This is a genomic window from Flavobacterium arabinosi (genome assembly GCF_048158725.1).
Classification (GTDB): domain Bacteria; phylum Bacteroidota; class Bacteroidia; order Flavobacteriales; family Flavobacteriaceae; genus Flavobacterium; species Flavobacterium arabinosi.
Genome location: NZ_JBLNKX010000007.1, coordinates 142,078 through 162,513, shown reverse-complemented (window position 1 = coordinate 162,513; position 20,436 = coordinate 142,078). Strand labels below are relative to the sequence as shown.

18 protein-coding genes are annotated in these 20,436 nt (G+C 33.3%); 9 read left to right on the top strand and 9 right to left on the bottom strand.

Annotated elements, in window-relative coordinates; all coding sequences use genetic code 11:
- Positions 1 to 99: 99 nt before the first annotated feature.
- From ACM55K_RS14710 to ACM55K_RS14680, 7 genes are all read right to left on the bottom strand, one after another.
- Complete coding sequence (locus tag ACM55K_RS14710; protein ID WP_416851021.1) at positions 100 to 1,032, bottom strand: transglutaminase; 933 nt, start codon at positions 1,030 to 1,032, stop codon at positions 100 to 102.
- 21 nt (positions 1,033 to 1,053) lie between these two features.
- On the bottom strand, positions 1,054 to 1,905 hold the full coding sequence (locus ACM55K_RS14705) for a substrate-binding domain-containing protein (RefSeq protein WP_416851020.1): 852 nt from the start codon (positions 1,903 to 1,905) through the stop codon (positions 1,054 to 1,056).
- A 112-nt stretch (positions 1,906 to 2,017) separates the two neighbouring features.
- Complete coding sequence (locus ACM55K_RS14700; RefSeq protein ID WP_416851019.1) at positions 2,018 to 3,142, bottom strand: SDR family oxidoreductase; 1,125 nt, start codon at positions 3,140 to 3,142, stop codon at positions 2,018 to 2,020.
- Between the two features lie 92 nt (positions 3,143 to 3,234).
- A complete protein-coding gene (locus ACM55K_RS14695; RefSeq protein ID WP_416851018.1) occupies positions 3,235 to 3,630 on the bottom strand; it encodes a VOC family protein in 396 nt (131 codons plus the stop codon).
- A 53-nt stretch (positions 3,631 to 3,683) separates the two neighbouring features.
- Entirely contained in the window at positions 3,684 to 4,550 is an 867-nt protein-coding gene (locus ACM55K_RS14690) for a nucleoside phosphorylase (protein WP_416851017.1), read from the bottom strand.
- 73 nt (positions 4,551 to 4,623) lie between these two features.
- The gene (locus tag ACM55K_RS14685; protein WP_416851016.1) at positions 4,624 to 4,953 is read right to left on the bottom strand and encodes a translation initiation factor; all 330 of its coding nucleotides are present in this window, start codon (positions 4,951 to 4,953) and stop codon (positions 4,624 to 4,626) included.
- Positions 4,954 to 5,093: 140 nt separating this feature from the next.
- Complete coding sequence (locus tag ACM55K_RS14680; RefSeq protein ID WP_416851015.1) at positions 5,094 to 6,044, bottom strand: isopenicillin N synthase family dioxygenase; 951 nt, start codon at positions 6,042 to 6,044, stop codon at positions 5,094 to 5,096.
- Positions 6,045 to 6,216: 172 nt separating this feature from the next.
- Here ACM55K_RS14680 and ACM55K_RS14675 point away from each other — a divergent pair, with 172 nt between their 5' ends.
- Entirely contained in the window at positions 6,217 to 8,193 is a 1,977-nt protein-coding gene (locus ACM55K_RS14675; protein WP_416851014.1) for an alpha-ketoacid dehydrogenase subunit alpha/beta, read from the top strand.
- Between the two features lie 207 nt (positions 8,194 to 8,400).
- Here the strand turns inward: ACM55K_RS14675 and ACM55K_RS14670 are convergent, their stop codons facing one another.
- A complete protein-coding gene (locus ACM55K_RS14670) occupies positions 8,401 to 9,294 on the bottom strand; it encodes a LysR family transcriptional regulator (RefSeq protein ID WP_416851013.1) in 894 nt (297 codons plus the stop codon).
- 96 nt (positions 9,295 to 9,390) lie between these two features.
- On the opposite strand from ACM55K_RS14670, the gene ACM55K_RS14665 reads away from it, so the two are divergent.
- Entirely contained in the window at positions 9,391 to 9,984 is a 594-nt protein-coding gene (locus tag ACM55K_RS14665) for an NAD(P)H-dependent oxidoreductase (RefSeq protein WP_416851012.1), read from the top strand.
- Positions 9,985 to 9,986: 2 nt separating this feature from the next.
- Positions 9,987 to 10,277 (top strand): putative quinol monooxygenase, encoded by a 291-nt coding sequence (locus ACM55K_RS14660; protein WP_416851011.1) that lies wholly within the window; start codon positions 9,987 to 9,989, stop codon positions 10,275 to 10,277.
- Between the two features lie 83 nt (positions 10,278 to 10,360).
- On the opposite strand, the gene ACM55K_RS14655 is transcribed toward ACM55K_RS14660, so the two are convergent.
- On the bottom strand, positions 10,361 to 11,905 hold the full coding sequence (locus tag ACM55K_RS14655) for a hypothetical protein (RefSeq protein WP_416851010.1): 1,545 nt from the start codon (positions 11,903 to 11,905) through the stop codon (positions 10,361 to 10,363).
- 154 nt (positions 11,906 to 12,059) lie between these two features.
- On the opposite strand from ACM55K_RS14655, the gene ACM55K_RS14650 reads away from it, so the two are divergent.
- The 6 genes from ACM55K_RS14650 (at position 12,060) to ilvC (ending at position 20,270) form a co-directional block, all read left to right on the top strand.
- The gene (locus ACM55K_RS14650; protein WP_081897885.1) at positions 12,060 to 13,235 is read left to right on the top strand and encodes a 2-isopropylmalate synthase; all 1,176 of its coding nucleotides are present in this window, start codon (positions 12,060 to 12,062) and stop codon (positions 13,233 to 13,235) included.
- A 48-nt stretch (positions 13,236 to 13,283) separates the two neighbouring features.
- Complete coding sequence (gene leuB / locus ACM55K_RS14645) at positions 13,284 to 14,399, top strand: 3-isopropylmalate dehydrogenase (RefSeq protein ID WP_416851009.1); 1,116 nt, start codon at positions 13,284 to 13,286, stop codon at positions 14,397 to 14,399.
- A 272-nt stretch (positions 14,400 to 14,671) separates the two neighbouring features.
- On the top strand, positions 14,672 to 16,345 hold the full coding sequence (gene ilvD, locus ACM55K_RS14640) for a dihydroxy-acid dehydratase (RefSeq protein WP_416851008.1): 1,674 nt from the start codon (positions 14,672 to 14,674) through the stop codon (positions 16,343 to 16,345).
- Positions 16,346 to 16,495: 150 nt separating this feature from the next.
- Positions 16,496 to 18,190 carry a biosynthetic-type acetolactate synthase large subunit gene (gene ilvB, locus ACM55K_RS14635; RefSeq protein ID WP_416851007.1) on the top strand — a complete coding sequence of 565 codons (1,695 nt, stop codon included), beginning with the start codon at positions 16,496 to 16,498 and terminating at the stop codon, positions 18,188 to 18,190.
- Between the two features lie 4 nt (positions 18,191 to 18,194).
- Positions 18,195 to 18,716: an acetolactate synthase small subunit gene (ilvN, locus tag ACM55K_RS14630; protein ID WP_379858263.1), complete on the top strand. Its 522-nt coding sequence runs from the start codon at positions 18,195 to 18,197 to the stop codon at positions 18,714 to 18,716.
- Between the two features lie 84 nt (positions 18,717 to 18,800).
- Complete coding sequence (gene ilvC / locus ACM55K_RS14625; RefSeq protein WP_416851006.1) at positions 18,801 to 20,270, top strand: ketol-acid reductoisomerase; 1,470 nt, start codon at positions 18,801 to 18,803, stop codon at positions 20,268 to 20,270.
- Positions 20,271 to 20,436 lie beyond the last annotated feature (166 nt).

The following is a 20,436-nucleotide window of genomic DNA, read 5'->3' as shown; positions in this document are numbered from 1 at the left end:
GCTTCTCTTGAACCCGCTTTTATTTGCTTCTCTTATACTATGGTATCACGCACCCATAAACCTTTTTTAGAATTTATACGGTACCTATTTTTTTAGTGATTAATCCAATGTTAATGCGCCCAGGATTTCTTCGGATAAAAAGGGGCCTCCGGGATATGTAGCAGTGTAATCAAGGTTTAACCAAACTTGTCCTCGCTCGTCAATGTGATAATGAAGTTGTTTTTCATTGCTTTCATTTGCAAACAGAACATTTTTAATTAGAAAGTTTACTTTTTCTAAATCTACGAGAGAACCAATTAATATTTCTGGATAAATGTGACCCTTAGTATGAATTAATCTCGGTGTTCCACCAATCGATTTTATAGTTGCTGCCATTAAAATGGAATGATCATCACAATCTCCTGAAAAGTATAGCAAGGATTCACTAGCAGTTGCAATATAATCACCTTCTTTTGGATCACTTACATAGTTCCATCGGTGATTTATTTCTTTAAATACTGCAAAACATTGAATAATGGTTCTGTAATCAGAATATCCTTTTAAGTTTTTGAAATGCTTTGAGGTAGCCATAATCGAAAAATTTCTAATTTTTGGATTTTGGTACTCAATAGCATTAATTATTTTTGATTTATTAGGAAACGGAAGTAGTTTGGCAATGATTATATCTTGAGGATATGCATTGTCAGACATGGAATACATCATTGAATTGTAATCTTCAAAAACGCTGTTAAAACCATAGTTTCCAATAGTAGAACCATAAATCAAAATTAATAAATACAAGATGATGCAAAATAGAATAATCGTTCTTAAGAATCTCAGAATGATTTGAATAACAACGATAATCAATAGAAACAAAACGACTCTGTCTATATTCAGAAACCAATTCGGATTAATTAGATTTTGATGTACAATTATAAAAACGGGTATAGCAATCAATATGTTCAAAACAAAAATAATAACGTCATCCCAAGGTTTTTTGACCTGGAATTTCTGTTTGATACCTTGAAAATTAATTTCTTTTATTTTTATCATAGTAAAAATAAAAACAGCAATCTAGACTGTTTTTACAATATCCTCAAAAGTACCTTTTTTCTCGATAATTTTAAGTTGAAATAGTTGATTTTGAACTTTGTTTAACATTTTTTCAGTTAATAATTTTTGGGACCATTGTGTTAAAGACAGCCATTCTTGTATATCCTCAATTTTTTGATTGTAATTTGATGCTAAAGTTTTGTCAATACTCGGAATATCTTTAAATACTTGAGTAGTTTGATTGATGATTTTTAAAATTTTAGAAATAATATCGGGTTGTTTTTCCAAAATTTCATTCCTAACGGCAATTACAAAACAAGGCCAAGGCGTAGGGCAATCAGCAATTCTGCGGAAAATTCCTTTGTCAACAAGTGGTTTTGTCATGAAACGTTCCCACATAAAATAATCAGCAGTTCCACTGGTTAAAGCTTCAACTGCGCCATCAATCGTATTTATAATTTCAAACTGAAGATTATCAGTTTTCCAACCTTGGTTATCGGCATTAACATACGCCATTAATTGCGAACCGGAACCTAATCTGGAAATTGCTACTTTGGTATTTTCCAGATCAGCTAACGTTTTGTAATTAGAGTTTGCAGCTACATGAATTCCCCAAATTAAGGGACTCTCTACGTAGACTTGCACAATTTTACTTGGATTTCCGGCAACGATATCTTTTACAATTCCTTCGGTTAGGATTACAGCAATATCAGTTTCACCATCACGAAGCATTTGGCACATTTTTCCGGTTCCTTCGGGCACATCTGTCCATTGCAAATCGATATTTTCTTTTTCGAAATATCCGTTTTCGATGCTTAAATGCCAAGGAAGATTAAAATGTTCTGGAACTCCAGCTATTTTTATTGTTGTCATTTTTGATTTTTATCGTCGATCGTTTTAACTAGCCCAGATGGAAACGGAAATCCTATTGTGCCGGGTTTCGGCGCAATAGATTATAGTGTACAGCGGGAATTAGCTCCTAAAATTACACATTAATATCTTTGAAATTATTCAATCTCGCGTAACGAATCATATTAGTAAACGCTTCTTGATCCAGTTTTGGTATTTCCAGAATAGAGTTCAATAAAGTGGTATCGTATTCGTTGGCAGCTGCTGTAAAATAAGGGTTTAAATGCTTGCCAATGCTTTCATAATATAGTTTTTCGATGGTGTTTTTGTATTTGAAATCTAACGGATTTTGGATTAAAGTGAAATTGGTGTACCCCACTTCCTTCATAATCAATCGCAATCCATTTACCATATTAAAACTTTTAGTATTTACAATATTGAGCTGTTCAATATCGGCTCTTTCGAAGGTGTTTACAATCACTTTTGCCACATAATCGACTGGAATAATGTTCAAAACCGTGTCTTCGTTGACAATAAAACGGACATTTTCTTGTTCGCCTTTTCGTTGGGAAGTAAAGTGAAAGAATTTTGCCAACAGATAAAAAACCATGTATTTTGGAATGAAATATTGATTTTCGGTTCCTAACATTTTACCTCCAATCACACTTGGACGCAGAATTTGAAAGGGTAAACCTATTTTTTTACATTCTTGGGCTATAAAATTTTCCGAGTGGAATTTGGCATTTTCATACGCATTACGATGCTCTGGTTTGAAACTTAAACTATGAAAATCATTAGCAATTAATCCATTTCTGATTCCTGATGAAAAAGCGGTTCCTATATATATGAACTTTTTTATAAAGGGATGAAATATACTGAAAAGTGATTTTGTGATTGTAGTATTTTCATCAAAAATTTTCTCTCGTTGCTCTTCATCGGTAGATAAATTTACGTATCCAGCCGAATGAATAAAATAAGCACCTTTAATTTGGTTCGAAAAAGTATCCTGAATTGAAGCCAAATCCGTATCAATGATTTCGATGTATTGGTGTAGTTTTTCTATGCCTTTGTCTTTTACAATTTTAGGGGTGTAACTACTGGATAAGAGTTCGTTTATTCTATCTAAAGCGGAGTTCTTTCCTTTATTTCTTGCAATAAGAAAAAGTTTTCCATCAATTTTATTGTTGATAAAAAGTTCCAGAATTTCATACATAATATGAGAACCTAAAACTCCTGTAGCACCTGTAAGTATTATTTTCATTATTGGTATTGTTGTAAAAGCAAAGATAGTTTTAAATACTAAATATTTCAGGTTTAAAGTCGCATCGAGTTTTTGAAATAGACAATCAATAATTATAAACCTTTTGCTTTCAAATCAGAAATAATAATTCGAAATCCATCAGGATCAAGAAACATTTTTCCTCTCGAAACTTCGGGATTATTCCAATATGGATTTTTTGAAGTTATGATTGAAATATTGTTTTCTAAAATGTTATTTATTAGACTGTTATATTCTAAAATAGTTTCAGGATAGAATATTAAAATATCATCTTCATCAAAATGATGATCGGCTTTTGCTTCAGATTGTGTAAATTCAAAATGCCATTCTAGTTTTGGTTTTCCAATAAAAACACCATCATAATTGTTATGGTTTTGAAAACCTCCAAGACGTTCAAAACCAAGAATGTTAACATAAAAATTTTCTATTTTTTCTAAATCGTCGGTGTGTCTTGCAATACGTAAGTTCATGTTTTTATAGATCTGAGATCAAAAATCGTTAATATGCATTCTTAAATCAAAAGCTATTTACTCAATTTATCCAGCGTATACGCAATCAATTCATCGACCGCTTTATAAGGATCGTCGCTAAAAGTTCCCGAAGCGCGATTGGCAATTATAGCGTTTAATGACAATGCATTGTGTCCTAAAATAGCCGAAAGTCCATATATAGCAGCGGTTTCCATTTCTAAGTTTGTGATTTGGTGGTCACCAAATTCAAAATTATCCATTTTAGAATTTAACTTTTCATCTTGAATATTCAAACGTAACACACGACCTTGTGGGCCGTAAAAACCTCCGGCAGTTGCGGTAATTCCTTTATGCATTTTGTCGCTTTCAATCATTTTTTCCAGTGTCGAAGAACACGAAATCACATACGGTTTTCCTTTTCGCAAATCCCAATTGGTATGTTTTACAAAAGCATCTTCGATTTCAATATTCGAAACTTCATCAATCAAATAGGAGCGGAGCATGTTGTCCAAGCCTAATCCAAATTTAGACAATACAAAACTATCCACAGGAATATCAGCTTGTAAAGAACCCGAAGTTCCAATACGGATGATGTTTAACGAAGTAAGATTTTCTTTTGGTTGACGCGTTTTCAAATCAATATTAACCAAAGCATCTAATTCGTTCATGACAATATCAATATTATCTGGACCAATTCCCGTTGACATCACGGTAATTCGTTTCCCTTTGAAAATCCCGGTTTGCGTTTTGAACTCTCTTTTTTGAGTAGAAAATTCGATGCTGTCAAAAAACTGTGTGATTTTTTCGACCCGATTTTGATCTCCTACAAAGATGATATCGTGCGCAATATGTTCCGGTTTTAAATTCAAATGGTATACGCTACCATCTGGATTTAATATTAATTCTGATGATTGTATCATTGTTTTTTTGTTTAAGGTTTAATGTTTCAAGTTGCTCAACTGAATACTAATTACTGAACACTGAACACTTTTTTTAGCCTCCAACACGTTTTACTTTAAAGCCTTTTTCTTTTAAAATAGTCATGATTTTATCCCGATAATCGCCTTGTATAATGATGGAATCATCTTTGAAAGTTCCACCAACGCTTAATTTGGTTTTGATTTCCTTAGCCAGAATTTTAAAATCCTCGTCTGTTCCTTCGTAGCCTTCAATTATAGTGGTAGCTTTTCCTTTTCGTTTTTCGAATTTGCAAATCATAGGTTCTTTTTGAACGTATAATTCGTGAGCAACTTGTTCAATTGCTTCTTCAGGTGATGGCTCATGATCCGGAAAAAGGTTTTTTAATTGGTCTTTTAAGTCCATAATTTTAAAATTAATTTTTATTTAAAACCATTTAGAAATTAAGAATACGGAGTTCATTTTCTTAATTTCTAAAGAGTAAAAAACAAAAGACATTAAGCATACACTCAATGTCTTTTAGTATTTTGACGTAAATTTAAGTTTTATTTTTTAATAAGTCCCAAATCTACTAAACGTTCGTATAAATAAGCTCCTGCAGTAATATCTTCGAATTTTTTGGGATGTTCCGCATCAATGCAGTTCTCCAAACAATCCAATTTCATATCACTCACCGGATGCATAAAAAACGGAATAGAATAACGGGATGTTCCCCACAATTCTCTTGGTGGATTTACCACTTGATGAATTGTAGATTTCAGTTTATTGTTAGTGTGACGCGATAACATATCACCCACATTAATTACTAATTCATCGGGTTCAGCAATGGCATCAATCCATTCACCATCGTGACTTTGTACTTGCAATCCTTTTCCTTGTGCTCCCATCAATAAGGTAATCAAGTTGATGTCGCCATGAGCAGCGGCACGAATGGCATTTGCAGGTTCAGAAGTGATTGGCGGGTAATGTATAGGTCTTAAGATTGAATTTCCTTCTTTGGCATATTGGTCAAAATAAAATTCATCTAAGCCCAAGTGTAAAGCCAAAGCTCTTAAAACATAAACTCCTGTTTTTTCCAACATTTGGTAGGCCTCTTTACCTACAATATTAAAACGGGGAAGTTCTTTAACTTCAACATTTTCAGGGTATTCTGAAGCATATTTGGAATCTTTGGACACATATTGTCCAAAGTGCCAAAACTCTTTTAAATCTCCTTCTTTTCTGCCTTTGGCATGCTCTGTTCCAAAAGAAACATAGCCTCTTTGTCCGCCAATTCCAGGAATTTCATAACTACGCTTTGTTTCTAAAGGCAAAGAGAAAAAATTTCTGATTTCACCATACAATTCATCAACCAATTGGTCGTTTAAAAAATGCCCTTTGAGTGCTACGAAGCCAATATCTTCAAATGCACTTCCGATTTCATTTACAAATTTTTGTTTACGTTTCGGGTCGTCCGAAAGGAAATCACGCAAGTCAACACTAGGAATGTTTTGCATACTTTTAAAATATTTTTTAATAACTTGAAGGTCAAAAACCTTGCAGATACAAATGTAAAGAATAATTTTATATCTTAATTTTAAAATTTGCAAACAAATTAAAAAAATATAACAAAAAAACATCAAACTGTTATATTTTTCTATCTTTGAGCCATACATTAAAAAAGAAAAAATGACCTTTGACCGAAAAAATCTTACTGACGATCAATTATTAGATTTATATAAAAGATTACTGAAGCCAAGACTAATAGAAGAAAAAATGTTGATACTTATTCGTCAGGGAAAAGTATCCAAATGGTTTTCTGGAATTGGACAAGAAGCTATTTCTGTTGGAGTTACTGCTGTTTTAGATTCAGATGAATATATTTTGCCAATGCATAGAAATCTTGGTGCTTTCACCGGAAGAGATATTCCATTGTACCGATTGTTTTCGCAATGGCAAGGCAAAGCCAATGGTTTTACCAAAGGTCGTGATCGAAGTTTTCACTTTGGAACACAACAATATAAGATTATAGGCATGATTTCCCACTTGGGACCACAATTAGGTGTTGCTGACGGAATCGCTTTGGCCAATAAACTCAAGAAAAACGGAAAAATTACTGCGGTTTTTACGGGCGAAGGAGCCACCAGTGAAGGCGATTTTCATGAAGCTTTAAATATTGCTTCGGTTTGGGAATTGCCGGTACTATTTGTTATAGAGAATAACGGATATGGACTTTCGACACCTACTAATGAGCAATACCGTTGCGAAAACCTAGCCGATAAAGGAAAAGGATACGGAATGGAAAGCCATATTATTGATGGTAATAATATTCTGGAAGTCTATAATTTGTTATCCGAATTGAAAGCTTCGATGAAAGAAAATCCACGTCCTGTTTTATTGGAATTCAAAACCTTCAGAATGCGCGGGCATGAAGAGGCGAGTGGTACTAAATACGTTCCGCAGGAATTAATGGATTTATGGGCGATTAAAGATCCGGTAGAGAATTATAGAAAATACTTGTCTGAAAATGACATTCTTACAACCGATTTTGATACAGCTTTACATGCTGAAATAAAGAAGGAAATTGACGAAAGCCTGGCTGTTGCCAATGCAGAACCTGAGATTGAAGCTTCTTTAAGTGAAGAATTAAATGATGTTTATAAACCATATACATTCGAACAAGTTAAACCATCTGAGGGAAAAGAAAATATTCGTTTTATTGATGCCATTTCTGCCAGTTTGAGACAATCGATGGAGCGCCATGAAAACTCAGTAATCATGGGTCAGGATATTGCTGAATATGGTGGTGCTTTCAAAATTACCGATGGTTTTGTAGCGCAGTTTGGTAAAGAGCGGGTTATCAATACGCCAATTTGTGAAAGTGCTGTGGTTTCGGCGGGAATGGGATTGTCGATTAATGGATACAAAGCGATTGTGGAAATGCAGTTTGCCGATTTTGTTTCGACAGGTTTTAATCCAATTGTAAATTTATTAGCCAAATCACATTACCGTTGGTTAGAAAAAGCCGATGTTGTAGTCCGAATGCCTTGCGGCGGAGGAACACAAGCCGGACCTTTTCATTCGCAAACCAATGAAGCTTGGTTTACCAAAACTCCCGGTTTAAAAGTGGTTTATCCGGCATTTCCATATGATGCCAAAGGGCTTTTAAATACTGCTATCAATGATCCTAATCCAGTATTATTCTTTGAACACAAACAATTGTACAGAAGCGTTTACCAAGACGTTCCTACCGATTATTATACGATTCCATTAGGAAAAGCGGCTTTGTTGAAAGGAGGAAATCAGGTTACGATTATTTCGTTTGGAGCTGCGGTACATTGGGCTTTGGATACTTTAGCAAAAAATCCTGAAATCTCAGCTGACTTGTTAGATTTGAGAACTTTACAACCTTTGGATACCGAGGCTATTTTTGCATCGGTAAAGAAAACAGGAAGAGTGATTATTTATCAAGAAGACAGTATGTTTGGCGGAATTGCCAGCGATATTTCGGCAATGATAATGGAAAATTGTTTCAAATATCTAGATGCGCCTGTAAAACGAGTGGCAAGTTTAGATACACCAATTCCGTTTACAAAAGCCTTGGAAGATCAATATTTGCCGAAAGGCAGATTCGAAAATGATTTGAAACAACTTTTGGTATATTAAGTTTTAAACGTATGAATAGGCTGTTTTTAGAATTCTAAAAATAACCTAATAGCCAATAGAGTATTATAAAAATAATGATTGTTCCGAAACAGCCACAACCTAATTTCTTAGCACCGTAACCTGCCAGTATTGTTTTAAAGAAACTATTCATAAGTTTGAATTTAAGTGTCTTATAAAATTAAACTTTTATTTTTTGAATGGCAAGTTTTATTTCAATTCCAAGAATATTTTCTTAATCAAAGCTATTTCATCCTGATACATTGTTTTTTTTCTGGTGGCGAAATAAAGCGTGTTTTTTAGTGGATTATTTCCTTCCCAAATCAGTTTAATGGAACCGTTGTCAATTTCTTTTCTACAAAGGAAATCAGGCACCACTGCCAATCCCTTTCCACTGCTCAAACAACGGATTATTGAATTTAGATTTGGAACAATATAATTAGGTCTGAAATCAGGATATTTATTGAAATTTAACTGCCAGAAACGGCGCAAATGTTCCATATCTCCGGTGGTTCCGTACCATTTTTGTTGTTTTAACCAAAGTTCGATTTCTTCTATATTTTCATTTTTTTCTATCGAATTGAATTCTAAATCATCAATTTCGCTACCGCCAACAAGTACAATAGTTTCTGATGAAAATGCCTGATATTCGATCGTATTTTTAATTACCATCTGAGGTGTAATAATTAAATCTAAAATTCCTTTTTCCAAGCTTTCCACCATTTCAGGATATTCACCAAATTGAATAATAACATTAAATGGCAAGGTTGAAATATACTGTTCCAGTGTAATTTGAAAAGTTTCAAAACACATTCCCACGCTGATGGTTGGTGTGTTTTTTTCAGTACTTCTTTGAAAGTTTTTTTCGGCTTCTTCCAGTTTGGTCAATGCTTCAATTATAAAGTTATAAAGCACTTTTCCTTTTTCTGTCGGAACCATTTTGCGGCCTGTTCGGTCAAATAATTTATACCCAACATAATTTTCCAATGAACTCAAATGCAAACTCACACCTGGCTGGGAAATAAATAACACTTCAGCTGCATTAGTCAACGTTCCTGTTTTATAAACTGTTTTAAACGTGCGATACCATTCTAAATTCACCATAACTATTATAATTATGATACAAAGGTATGAATTAAGTTATTTTAATAATAGACTTTCTCGTTCTAACTTTGCATTATCAAATTAAAAACAGAGATCATGAAAAAAATATTTATAATAAATGGTGGACAAAAGTTCGGCCATTCCGGAGGGAGATTTAATGAAACCATTTCGAATGAAACGTTGAATTTTTTTAAAAACAATAAAGCTTTTGAAATAAAAACCACAAATATCAATGACGATTACAATCCTGCTGCAGAAGTTGATAAATTTGTTTGGGCAGATGTAATAATTTATCACACACCAATATGGTGGTTTCAGTTGCCTCACGGATTTAAAAAATACATTGATGTGGTTTTCACCGAAGGTCATGCAAAAGGGATTTACAAAAGTGATGGACGATCTTCGGAAAATCCTACGATTAATTACGGAACTGGCGGAATGCTTCATGGCAAAAAATATATGTTAACCACATCTTGGAATGCTCCAAAAGAAGCTTTTACTTTGCCGGGAGAATTTTTTGAACAGAAAAGTGTTGATGAAGGACCCTTATTTGGTTTTCACAGAATGAATGCTTTTACGGGAATGAAGCCATTGCAAAGTATGCATTTTCATGATATTGAAAAGAATGCCGATGTAGAGAATGACATTAAATTGTATCAAAACCATTTAACACAACTATTTTTAAATTAATTATGCAAATAAACCTAACGGTAATTATAAAAAGTAAACTAGAAAGTATAGAAACATTAAAATCTCTTTTACTTGATTTAGTACAAAATTCCACAAAAGAAGCAGCTTGTATTCAATATGATTTGCATCAAAGTAAGGACCAACCCAATACCTTTATTTTCCATGAAATTTGGGAAAATCAAAACGGATTGGATAATCATAATCAACAATTGTATCTTCAGTCGTTTTTTGAAAATTCAAAATCACTTTTACAGGAAACTCCAATTCTTTATAAAACGGAGAAATTAGGATAATAAAATTATAAAATAGGTTCCTGAGAATAAAACTATTCAAGGAACCTAGTTAAAAGGATTTCTTATTTCCAAAACCGTTTATATTACCTATTACTCAATTTCGCTTTTTCCTTAATAATATCACTGATTTTTCGGTTTTCAATTTTGCTTTCCAGCCAAGAAATAATATCAAGATAAAGAAAGGCTCTTTTTTCGTAGGTGTTTTTTTCCAATTCGATAAATCGCTCTCTCATTTTTATAAACTCTTTTTTGATATCACCAGGATAAATGGAGTTTAGGTTTTTCATGAATCGCATAATTTCCTTTTGAACCTCATGTAAGTCATTCATTTTCAATAAAAACTTGTAGGTGTTTTTTAATTGGTTTTCCAAATAATAATCTTTACCCAATTCGTAATGAGCTATCAGACAAAGAATTCGAGAAAAGCACATTAAATCTTCCCGCATCGAAAGATTTTTGTTGTTTATGATTTTCTCTAAATAAAAGATACATTCATTATATTTTTCGTTACCAAAATAAATAGAAGCTATTTTATAATAAAACAACATTTCGTGATGTTCATCAAGATGCTCACTGTGAAGTTTTAATTTTTCTAAAATTTCAGGAATTAAATACTCGCTTTCGGCGAAAGTACCTTCTAAAATATGATAATTTAATTTGTTATTATATAGATATAAGAATGATAAAGAAGCAATATTATCATTCACCGGAAAACGAGGATCGCTAATAGTTTCTTCTAATAAAACCAAATATTTTTTAAAATTTGATTTGTATTTAAGCATATATAATGACTCCAGCAAATAATGATTTCCTTTAAGGAAAAATACCGGATTTAGATAAATCATATTGGGGTTATCATAAAAAAGATTAACCCATTTATAGGCATATTTATAGCTCGCTAAAAAGTCCTGCACTAAAAAACTATGCCAAAGATTAGCATTGTAAAACCAATATTTTTCTCGAAATCCAAATTTTTTCTCGTCGAATTTAGAAATGTGTTTGTTGAAATAGTCGTCTATATATTTATACTCTTCGTCACTTTTTACATAACCTGTTTTGAGCATAATACCATACAGTTGCAGTGATAAATTAGATAATTTGCTGGAAATAGTATTGCGATAATTCAACTCCTTCGCCTGAATAACTAACTCATCAGCGCGTCCCTGAATACTTCGCGTAATATATTGTGATTCAATCAGTTTTTCAAATTCTACAATCTCATACGCCATGAGTTTTTCGTCATTTTCTAAAGCAAGAATCTTTGTTTTATCCAAGATTTTTAAGCTTTGCTTGTACAAGCCTTTATTATATAGTATCGCCGCAAAATCAATTTGTTCTCTTAGTTGATACCGAATATTTTGACTTGGAATATTCAATCGAATACTTACTAAAATTTGTTTGTATAAATATGACTTTAGGTTGGATAATTGTACTTTTTTAATAATACCACTTTTCAGAATTAGTTTTTCATCATATACTTCTGATTTATCTAAAATATTGAATAATTCGATGAATTTTGTATTTGAACTTGTCTCGAGGCGGCTCGCAAAAATCTTAAATTGTCTTTTTTCAGACTTTGAAAGGGATTTTATTAATACAAATAAGAAATCTTTTTGATGGTTAGCCATTGTAATATATTGTAGCTTAATTTGTTGTTAATCAATTAGTTATAAAGTATTAATTCTCTTTATAAGCAGTATATTTCGTTAAAATGAGTTTTATATTAAAGTAATGAAATATAAATTTGTTATCGAGATGTGAAATTACATTAAATAAATGAAAATGAATAGAGAGAAAGTTCAAATTTTTGATACCACTTTACGAGATGGAGAACAGGTCCCAGGATGTAAATTAGATACCAATCAAAAACTCGTTATAGCAAATCGCTTAGACGAAATGGGTGTTGACATTATTGAAGCTGGTTTTCCTGTTTCTAGTCCAGGTGATTTTTTGTCTGTTTCTGAAATTAGTAAGATTGTAAAAAATGCAACTGTTTGTGGTTTAACCAGAGCAGTAAAAAATGATATTGATGTTGCTGCAGCTGCCTTAAAACATGCTAAAAAACCGCGTATTCATACTGGAATCGGAACTTCAAATTCACATATAATACATAAATTAAATACTACTAGAGAAGATATTATCGCCAGAGCAAAATTTGCAGTTTCACACGCTAAATCGTATGTTGAAGATGTAGAGTTTTATGCTGAAGATGCCGGTAGAACTGATAATGATTTCTTGGCAAGAGTTTGCGAAGAAGTAATAAAATCAGGTGCTACGGTACTTAATATTCCTGATACAACCGGGTATTGCTTACCTGAAGAATACGGTGCAAAAATAAAATACCTAAAAGAAAACGTAAAAGGTATTGAAAATGTCATTCTTTCTTGTCATTGTCATAATGATTTAGGGATGGCAACAGCCAATTCTATAGCAGGTGCAGTAAACGGAGCAAGACAAATAGAATGCACGATTAATGGAATAGGAGAAAGAGCCGGAAACACTGCACTTGAAGAAGTAGTAATGATTTTCAAACAACATCCTTATTTAAATCTATACACTGATATCAATACGAAACAGTTGAACGAAATGAGTCGTTTAGTTTCTGAAAGTATGGGTATGATGGTACAGCCAAATAAAGCGATTGTTGGTGCTAATGCTTTTGCACACAGTTCAGGAATTCATCAGGACGGTGTGATTAAAAACAGAGCAACTTATGAAATCATGGATCCCTTGGATGTAGGTGTCAATGAGTCTTCAATAGTTCTTACTGCGAGAAGTGGTAGAGCAGCATTGGCATACAGAGCAAAAAAAGTAGGATATGAACTTACTAAAGTACAATTGGATGTAGTTTATATTGAGTTCTTAAAATTTGCTGATATCAAAAAAGAAGTTTTAGATGATGATATTCATCAAATTATTGAAGCTTGTAAAATACAAAGTGATTTAATAAGAAACTAATAAAAGCACTATTTACATAATAGTATCCTTTTATATAAAAACTAAACCATGAATTTAAAAATAGCAGTACTGCCAGGAGACGGAATAGGACCAGAGGTGACCTTACAGGCAAAGAAAGCTTTACATGCTATAGGTGTAGTGTATGATCATGAATTTGTTTTTGAAGATGCTCTTATGGGAGCTGTTGCAATAGATAAAACTGGAAACCCTCTTCCGGAACAAACGCTTAACCTTTGCCTCAATACAGATGCTGTTTTGTTTGGCGCTATTGGTGATCCCAAATACGACAACAATCCTAGCGCTAAAGTTCGTCCGGAGCAAGGCTTATTAAAATTGAGAAAAGAATTAGGTCTTTTTGCAAATATCCGACCTATAAAACCATATAATTCCTTATTAGATTCTTCTCCTTTAAAAAGAGAAATAATCGAAGGTGCTGATTTTACTATTTTCAGAGAACTTACTGGAGGTGTTTATTTTGGCGAGAAAAAATTGAATGATGCTGGTACAATAGCTTCTGATTTATGTGAATATTCAGAAGAAGAAATCACCCGAATTACTCATTTGGCTTTTAAAGCGGCACAAAACAGACGTAAAAAAGTAACGATGGTGGATAAAGCCAATGTGCTTGAAACATCTCGCTTATGGCGAAAAGTTGTCAAAAAAGTGAGCGAAAATTATCCTGATGTACTATTGGATTTTCTTTTTGTTGATAATGCTGCGATGCAAATCATCTTAAATCCAAAACAATTTGATGTCATTTTGACCGAAAATTTATTTGGAGATATATTATCCGATGAAGCTAGTGTCATTACGGGGTCTATAGGATTATTGGCTTCGGCATCATTAGGAAATAAAAATGCGCTTTTTGAACCCATTCATGGTTCTTATCCGCAAGCAAAAGGAAAAAATATAGCTAATCCAATTGCTTCAATATTATCAGCAGCAATGCTTTTAGAACATTTTGGACTTCATAAAGAAGCTAAAAAAGTGTATGAAGCAGTAGAAAAAGCGATTGAATATAATGTGGTGACAATAGATTTGAAAGCAGATTCAAAATTTGGTACCAATGAAGTTGGAGACTTTATTTCGAATGTCATTTTAAGTAAAGATGATTTATATTTTAAAAGTGACAATGTCCAAATAGGACAATCGACTATTGTTTAACAAAACAATGATCAAAAGTGCATTTAATAATTGAAAAGCGCTTATAATTTTAAGGTTCTATTTTTTTGTTCTATTTGTTTTTCATACTTTTGAAGCAAATAAAAAAAATGAAAATCGTAACTATTATTTCTTCAATTATTAATGTCAATGTGGTAATCACATATGCAGTAGGAATGTTATAGATATAATTAAAAAAATATTTAAAACCTTCCAATTATTTTGGAAGGTTTTTTTTTGGAATAAATTTTAAAAAATACAGAAACAATCATATAATGGAATTAAATAAATACAGCAAAACAATCACTCAAGACGAAACACAACCCGCTTCTCAAGCGATGTTTTACGGAATTGGTTTGACAGAAGAGGATCTTAAAAAAGCGCAGGTAGGAATTGTGAGTATGGGTTACGATGGGAATCCTTGTAACATGCACTTAAACGATTTGGCTAAAGATATTAAGACAGGCGTCTGGAAAGAAGATCTAGTGGGTTTGATTTTTAATACTATTGGTGTAAGTGATGGTATTTCTAATGGTAATGATGGAATGCGTTTTTCTTTGGTTTCTCGTGATGTGATTGCAGATTCTATTGAAACTGTTATGGGAGCGCAATGGTATGATGGTATGATTGCCGTTCCAGGTTGTGATAAAAATATGCCAGGAGCCTTAATGGCTATGGGTAGAGTAAATCGCCCTTCTATTATGGTTTACGGAGGTTCAATTCACCCAGGAAAATGGAAAGGTGAAGACTTAAATATTGTTTCTGCTTTTGAAGCATTAGGAAAAAAATTCAGCAATTCTATTACACCTGAAGATTTCAAAGGAGTAATACAAAATGCTTGTCCAGGTGCAGGTGCTTGCGGTGGGATGTACACTGCTAACACGATGTCATCAGCAATTGAAGCATTAGGAATGAGTTTACCTTACAGTTCTTCTAATCCTGCTTTGAGTCCGGAAAAGAAACAAGAATGTGCTGATGCTGGTAAAGCAATCAAAATATTATTAGAAAAAGATATTAAGCCTAGAGACATTATGACTCGTAAAGCATTTGAAAATGCAATTACGATGGTAGCAGTTTTAGGAGGTTCTACAAATGCGGTAATGCACTTAATTGCAATGGCTCACGCTGTAGGTATTGAACTAACATTAAAAGATTTCCAGGATATCAGCGATAAAACACCATTATTAGCCGATTTGAAACCAAGTGGTAAATACTTAATGGAAGATTTACATAATGTAGGAGGTGTTCCAGCAGTAATGAAATATTTATTAAAAGAAGGTTTCTTACACGGTGAATGTTTGACAGTAACAGGAAAAACAATAGCTGAAAATTTAGCTTCAATTCCTGATTTGCATGATGGTCAAGAAGTAATTCATGAAATCCAAAAAGCATTAAAAGCTACTGGAAATATTCAAATTCTATACGGAAACATTGCTTCAGAAGGTTGTGTCGCTAAAATTAGCGGAAAAGAAGGAGAGTTTTTTGAAGGTACAGCAGTAGTTTATGAAAATGAAAAAGATGTAATTAAAGGAATACAAGGTGGTGAAGTTAAGCCTGGAAACGTAGTGATTATTCGGTATTGTGGTCCAAAAGGTGGCCCTGGTATGTCTGAAATGTTAAAACCAACATCTGCCATTATGGGAGCTGGTTTAGGAAGTACTGTCGCTTTGATTACTGACGGACGTTTCTCTGGAGGTTCTCACGGTTTCGTGGTTGGTCACGTTACTCCGGAAGCCTATGAAGGTGGTGGAATTGCATTGATAGAAAATGGAGATGTTATTACAATTGATGCTGTGAAAAACACGATCAATATGAAAATATCTGACGAAGAATTGGCAAAACGTAAAGCCAACTGGGTTCAGCCGAAATCACCAATTAAACAAGGAGTGTTACTTAAATATATGCGTTCGGTCTCAAGTGCCTCTGAAGGATGTGTAACCGATAAATAATCCCCTAACTCCCGAAAGGGAAATAATAATAAAATAGGGTTGGACTTTTATTTGAAAGTAAAAAATAAGAATACTATATCAATCTCAGCTTTCTCTATTTGGAGAGCCCCGAAGTTTCGGGAGGGATGAGAAAAAATAATAAACGTACCCATGGGAACAAATAAAATATCAGGCGCAGAAGCCGTTATTAGATGCTTATTAGAAGAAGGAGTAGACTTGGTTTATGGTTATCCAGGTGGTGCCATCATGCCAGTTTACGACGAATTATATAAATTTCAAGATCAATTGCAGCATGTTTTAGTACGTCACGAACAAGGGGCAACTCATGCCGCTCAGGGATTTGCAAGAGCAACAGGAAAAGTTGGTGTGGCAATAGCTACTTCAGGTCCCGGAGCAACAAATCTTGTAACCGGTATTGCTGATGCCCAAATTGATTCAACACCAATGGTTTGTATTACCGGTCAGGTAGGGAAACATTTATTAGGTTCAGATGCATTTCAGGAAACAGATATTATCGGAATTTCGACTCCAGTAACCAAATGGAATTATCAAATTACCGAGGCACATGAAATACCTGAAATCATTGCAAAAGCATTTTATATTGCAAGATCAGGTCGTCCGGGTCCAGTATTGATTGATATCACAAAAAATGCGCAATTTGACGAAATTGAATTTAGTTATAAAAAATGTACCAGCATCAGAAGTTACAACCCAAAGCCAACTTTAGACATTGAAAAAGTTAAAGAAGCTGCGGAACTAATCAACAATGCAAAAAAACCATATATCGTTTTTGGTCAGGGAATTATTCTTGGTGAAGCCGAAGAACAATTGAAAGCATTAGTTGAAAAATCAGGAATTCCTGCTGCTTGGACTATTTTAGGACTTTCGGCATTGCCAACAGATCACCCATTAAATGTGGGAATGTTAGGAATGCATGGAAATTATGGTCCTAATTTATTGACAAATGAATGTGATGTTTTAATTGCGCTTGGAATGCGTTTTGATGATCGTGTTACAGGAAATTTAGCTACTTATGCGAAACAAGCCAAAGTAATTCACTTTGAAATTGATCCATCGGAAATAGATAAAAATGTAAAAACAACAGTTGCTGTTTTAGCTGATGTCAAAGAATCTCTGACTGCTTTACTTCCTTTTATCAAAAATAATACACACGAATCTTGGCACAACGAGTTCAAGGAAATGTATAAAATTGAATTGGAAGCGGTTATCAATGAGGAGTTAAAACCTAAGAAAGAAGGAATTTCTATGGGTGAAACTATCGAAATGATTAATAAACATTCTAAAGGGGATGCAATTATGGTTTCGGATGTGGGACAACACCAAATGTTTGCTTGTCGTTATGCCAAATTCAATTCGACAAAAAGTAACGTAACTTCTGGTGGTTTAGGAACTATGGGATTTGCTTTACCAGCTGCTATTGGTGCCAAAATGGGAATGCCAGAACGTGAAGTGGTAGCTATTATTGGTGATGGTGGTTTTCAAATGACTATTCAGGAATTAGGAACCATTTTTCAAACTAAAGTTCCTGTAAAAATTGTAGTCTTGAACAATGAATTTTTAGGAATGGTGCGTCAGTGGCAACAATTGTTTTTTGACAAAAGATATGCTTCTACGGAAATGACCAATCCTAATTTTATAGCGATTGCTGAAGGCTATTATATTAAAGCTAAAAAAGTAACCAAAAGAGAAGATTTAGATGCTGCTGTTGCTGAAATGATGGCTTCAAAAGAATCCTATTTCCTTGAAGTTATGGTAGAAAAAGAAAATAACGTATTCCCAATGATTCCAACAGGAGCATCGGTTTCTGATATGCGATTAAGTTAATATTATGGAAAATAAAACATTCACCATTTCTGTTTATTCAGAAAACAACGTTGGCTTATTAAACAGAATATCAGGAATATTCTTGAAACGCCATATCAATATTTTAAGTTTAAATGTGTCCGAATCAGAAATAGAAAATGTTTCCAGATTCATCATTGTAGTGGATACAACTGAAAAATGGGTGCAAAATATTGTAGGTCAAATCGAAAAACAAATCGAAGTAATCAAAGCGTTTTATCATGTTGATGAAGAAACTATTTTCTTGGAAAGTGCTTTGTTCAAAATAAATTCAAGTTTGTTATTTGATGAAAGACAAATACAAAATATTATAAAAGAGAGTCATTCAGAAATCGTTACCGTATCAAGAGACTTTTTTGTAATTTCAAAATCAGGAAGACGTTCTGAGATTGAAGAATTATATGAAAAATTAAAACCTTTCGGAATCATGCAGTTTGTGCGTTCAGGAAGAATATCTGTTTCCAAAGAAAAAATGGAAATATCAACGTTATTAGAAGAGCTTAAATAGAACTCATTGCAGTAACACTTTATAATGTTACTGTATCAATCAAAATTTCAATTATTAAATTTTAAAATCATTAAATAAAAAAAGATGGCAAATTATTTCAATTCATTACCACTTAGATTACAATTAGAGCAATTAGGCGTTTGCGAATTCATGGATCAATCAGAATTTTCAAATGGTATAGCAGCATTAGCAGGAAAAAAAGTAGTTATCGTAGGTTGTGGAGCTCAAGGTTTGAACCAAGGTTTGAACATGAGAGATTCAGGTTTAGATATTTCTTACGCATTGCGTGCAGAAGCAATTGCACAAAAAAGAGCTTCTTATATGAATGCTGCTGATAATGGTTTCAAAGTGGGAACTTATGAAGAATTAATTCCAACTGCTGATTTGGTTTGTAACCTTACACCAGACAAGCAACATACAGCTGTAGTAACAGCAATCATGCCGTTGATGAAAAATGGTTCTACATTAGCGTATTCTCATGGTTTTAATATTGTAGAAGAAGGAATGCAAATCCGTAAAGACATCACGGTTATTATGTGTGCTCCTAAATGTCCAGGATCTGAAGTTCGTGAAGAATATAAAAGAGGTTTTGGTGTACCAACTTTAATTGCGGTTCACCCTGAAAATGACCCAAACAATGAAGGTTTTGAACAAGCAAAAGCATATGCAGTTGCTACTGGAGGACATAGAGCAGGAGTTTTGAACTCTTCATTTGTAGCTGAAGTAAAATCGGATTTAATGGGAGAACAAACCATTCTTTGTGGAATGTTACAAACAGGTTCAATTTTATGTTTCGACAAAATGGTTGAAAAAGGAATCGAGCCAGCTTATGCTTCAAAATTAATTCAATACGGTTGGGAAACTGTAACTGAAGCTTTGAAACATGGTGGAATTACTAACATGATGGATCGTCTTTCTAATCCTGCAAAAATCGAAGCTTACGAAATTTCGGAAGAATTGAAAGATATTATGCGTCCATTATTCCAAAAACATCAAGATGATATCATTTCTGGAGAATTTTCAAGAAACATGATGATTGACTGGGACAATAATGATGTTAATTTATTGACTTGGAGAGCTGCAACTGCAGAAACTAATTTTGAAAAAACGGCTCCAACAGCAGCTCATATTTCAGAACAAGAATATTTTGACAATGGCGTTTTGATGATTGCCATGGTTAAAGCAGGTGTAGAATTGGCTTTCGAAACAATGACACAATCAGGAATCATTGAAGAATCAGCTTACTACGAATCTTTACATGAATTGCCTTTGATTGCTAATACAGTAGCAAGAAAAAAATTATATGAAATGAACAGAATCATTTCGGATACTGCAGAATATGGTTGTTATTTATTTGACCATGCTTGTAAACCTTTATTGGTTGATTATATGAAAACTGTAGATACAAACGTAATTGGTAAACCGTTCTCAACTTCTAACGGAGTAGATAATGCAGTTCTTATTGCGGTAAATAAAAGTATTCGTCAACACCCTATTGAAGAAGTAGGAGAGTGGTTGAGAGAATCTATGACGGCTATGAAAAAAATAGGATAATAAAAATTAGGAATTACACACATGAGGGTGTGTTGGGATTTGCATTATATCATTTGAATCCATAATATTTTGAATTAGTAAGCACTTATTAAAAGAAAAAAGAGATATGGATGCATATTACTTTCACTTAACTTCAAACGATTTGAAAGTTAAGTGAAGTAATTCC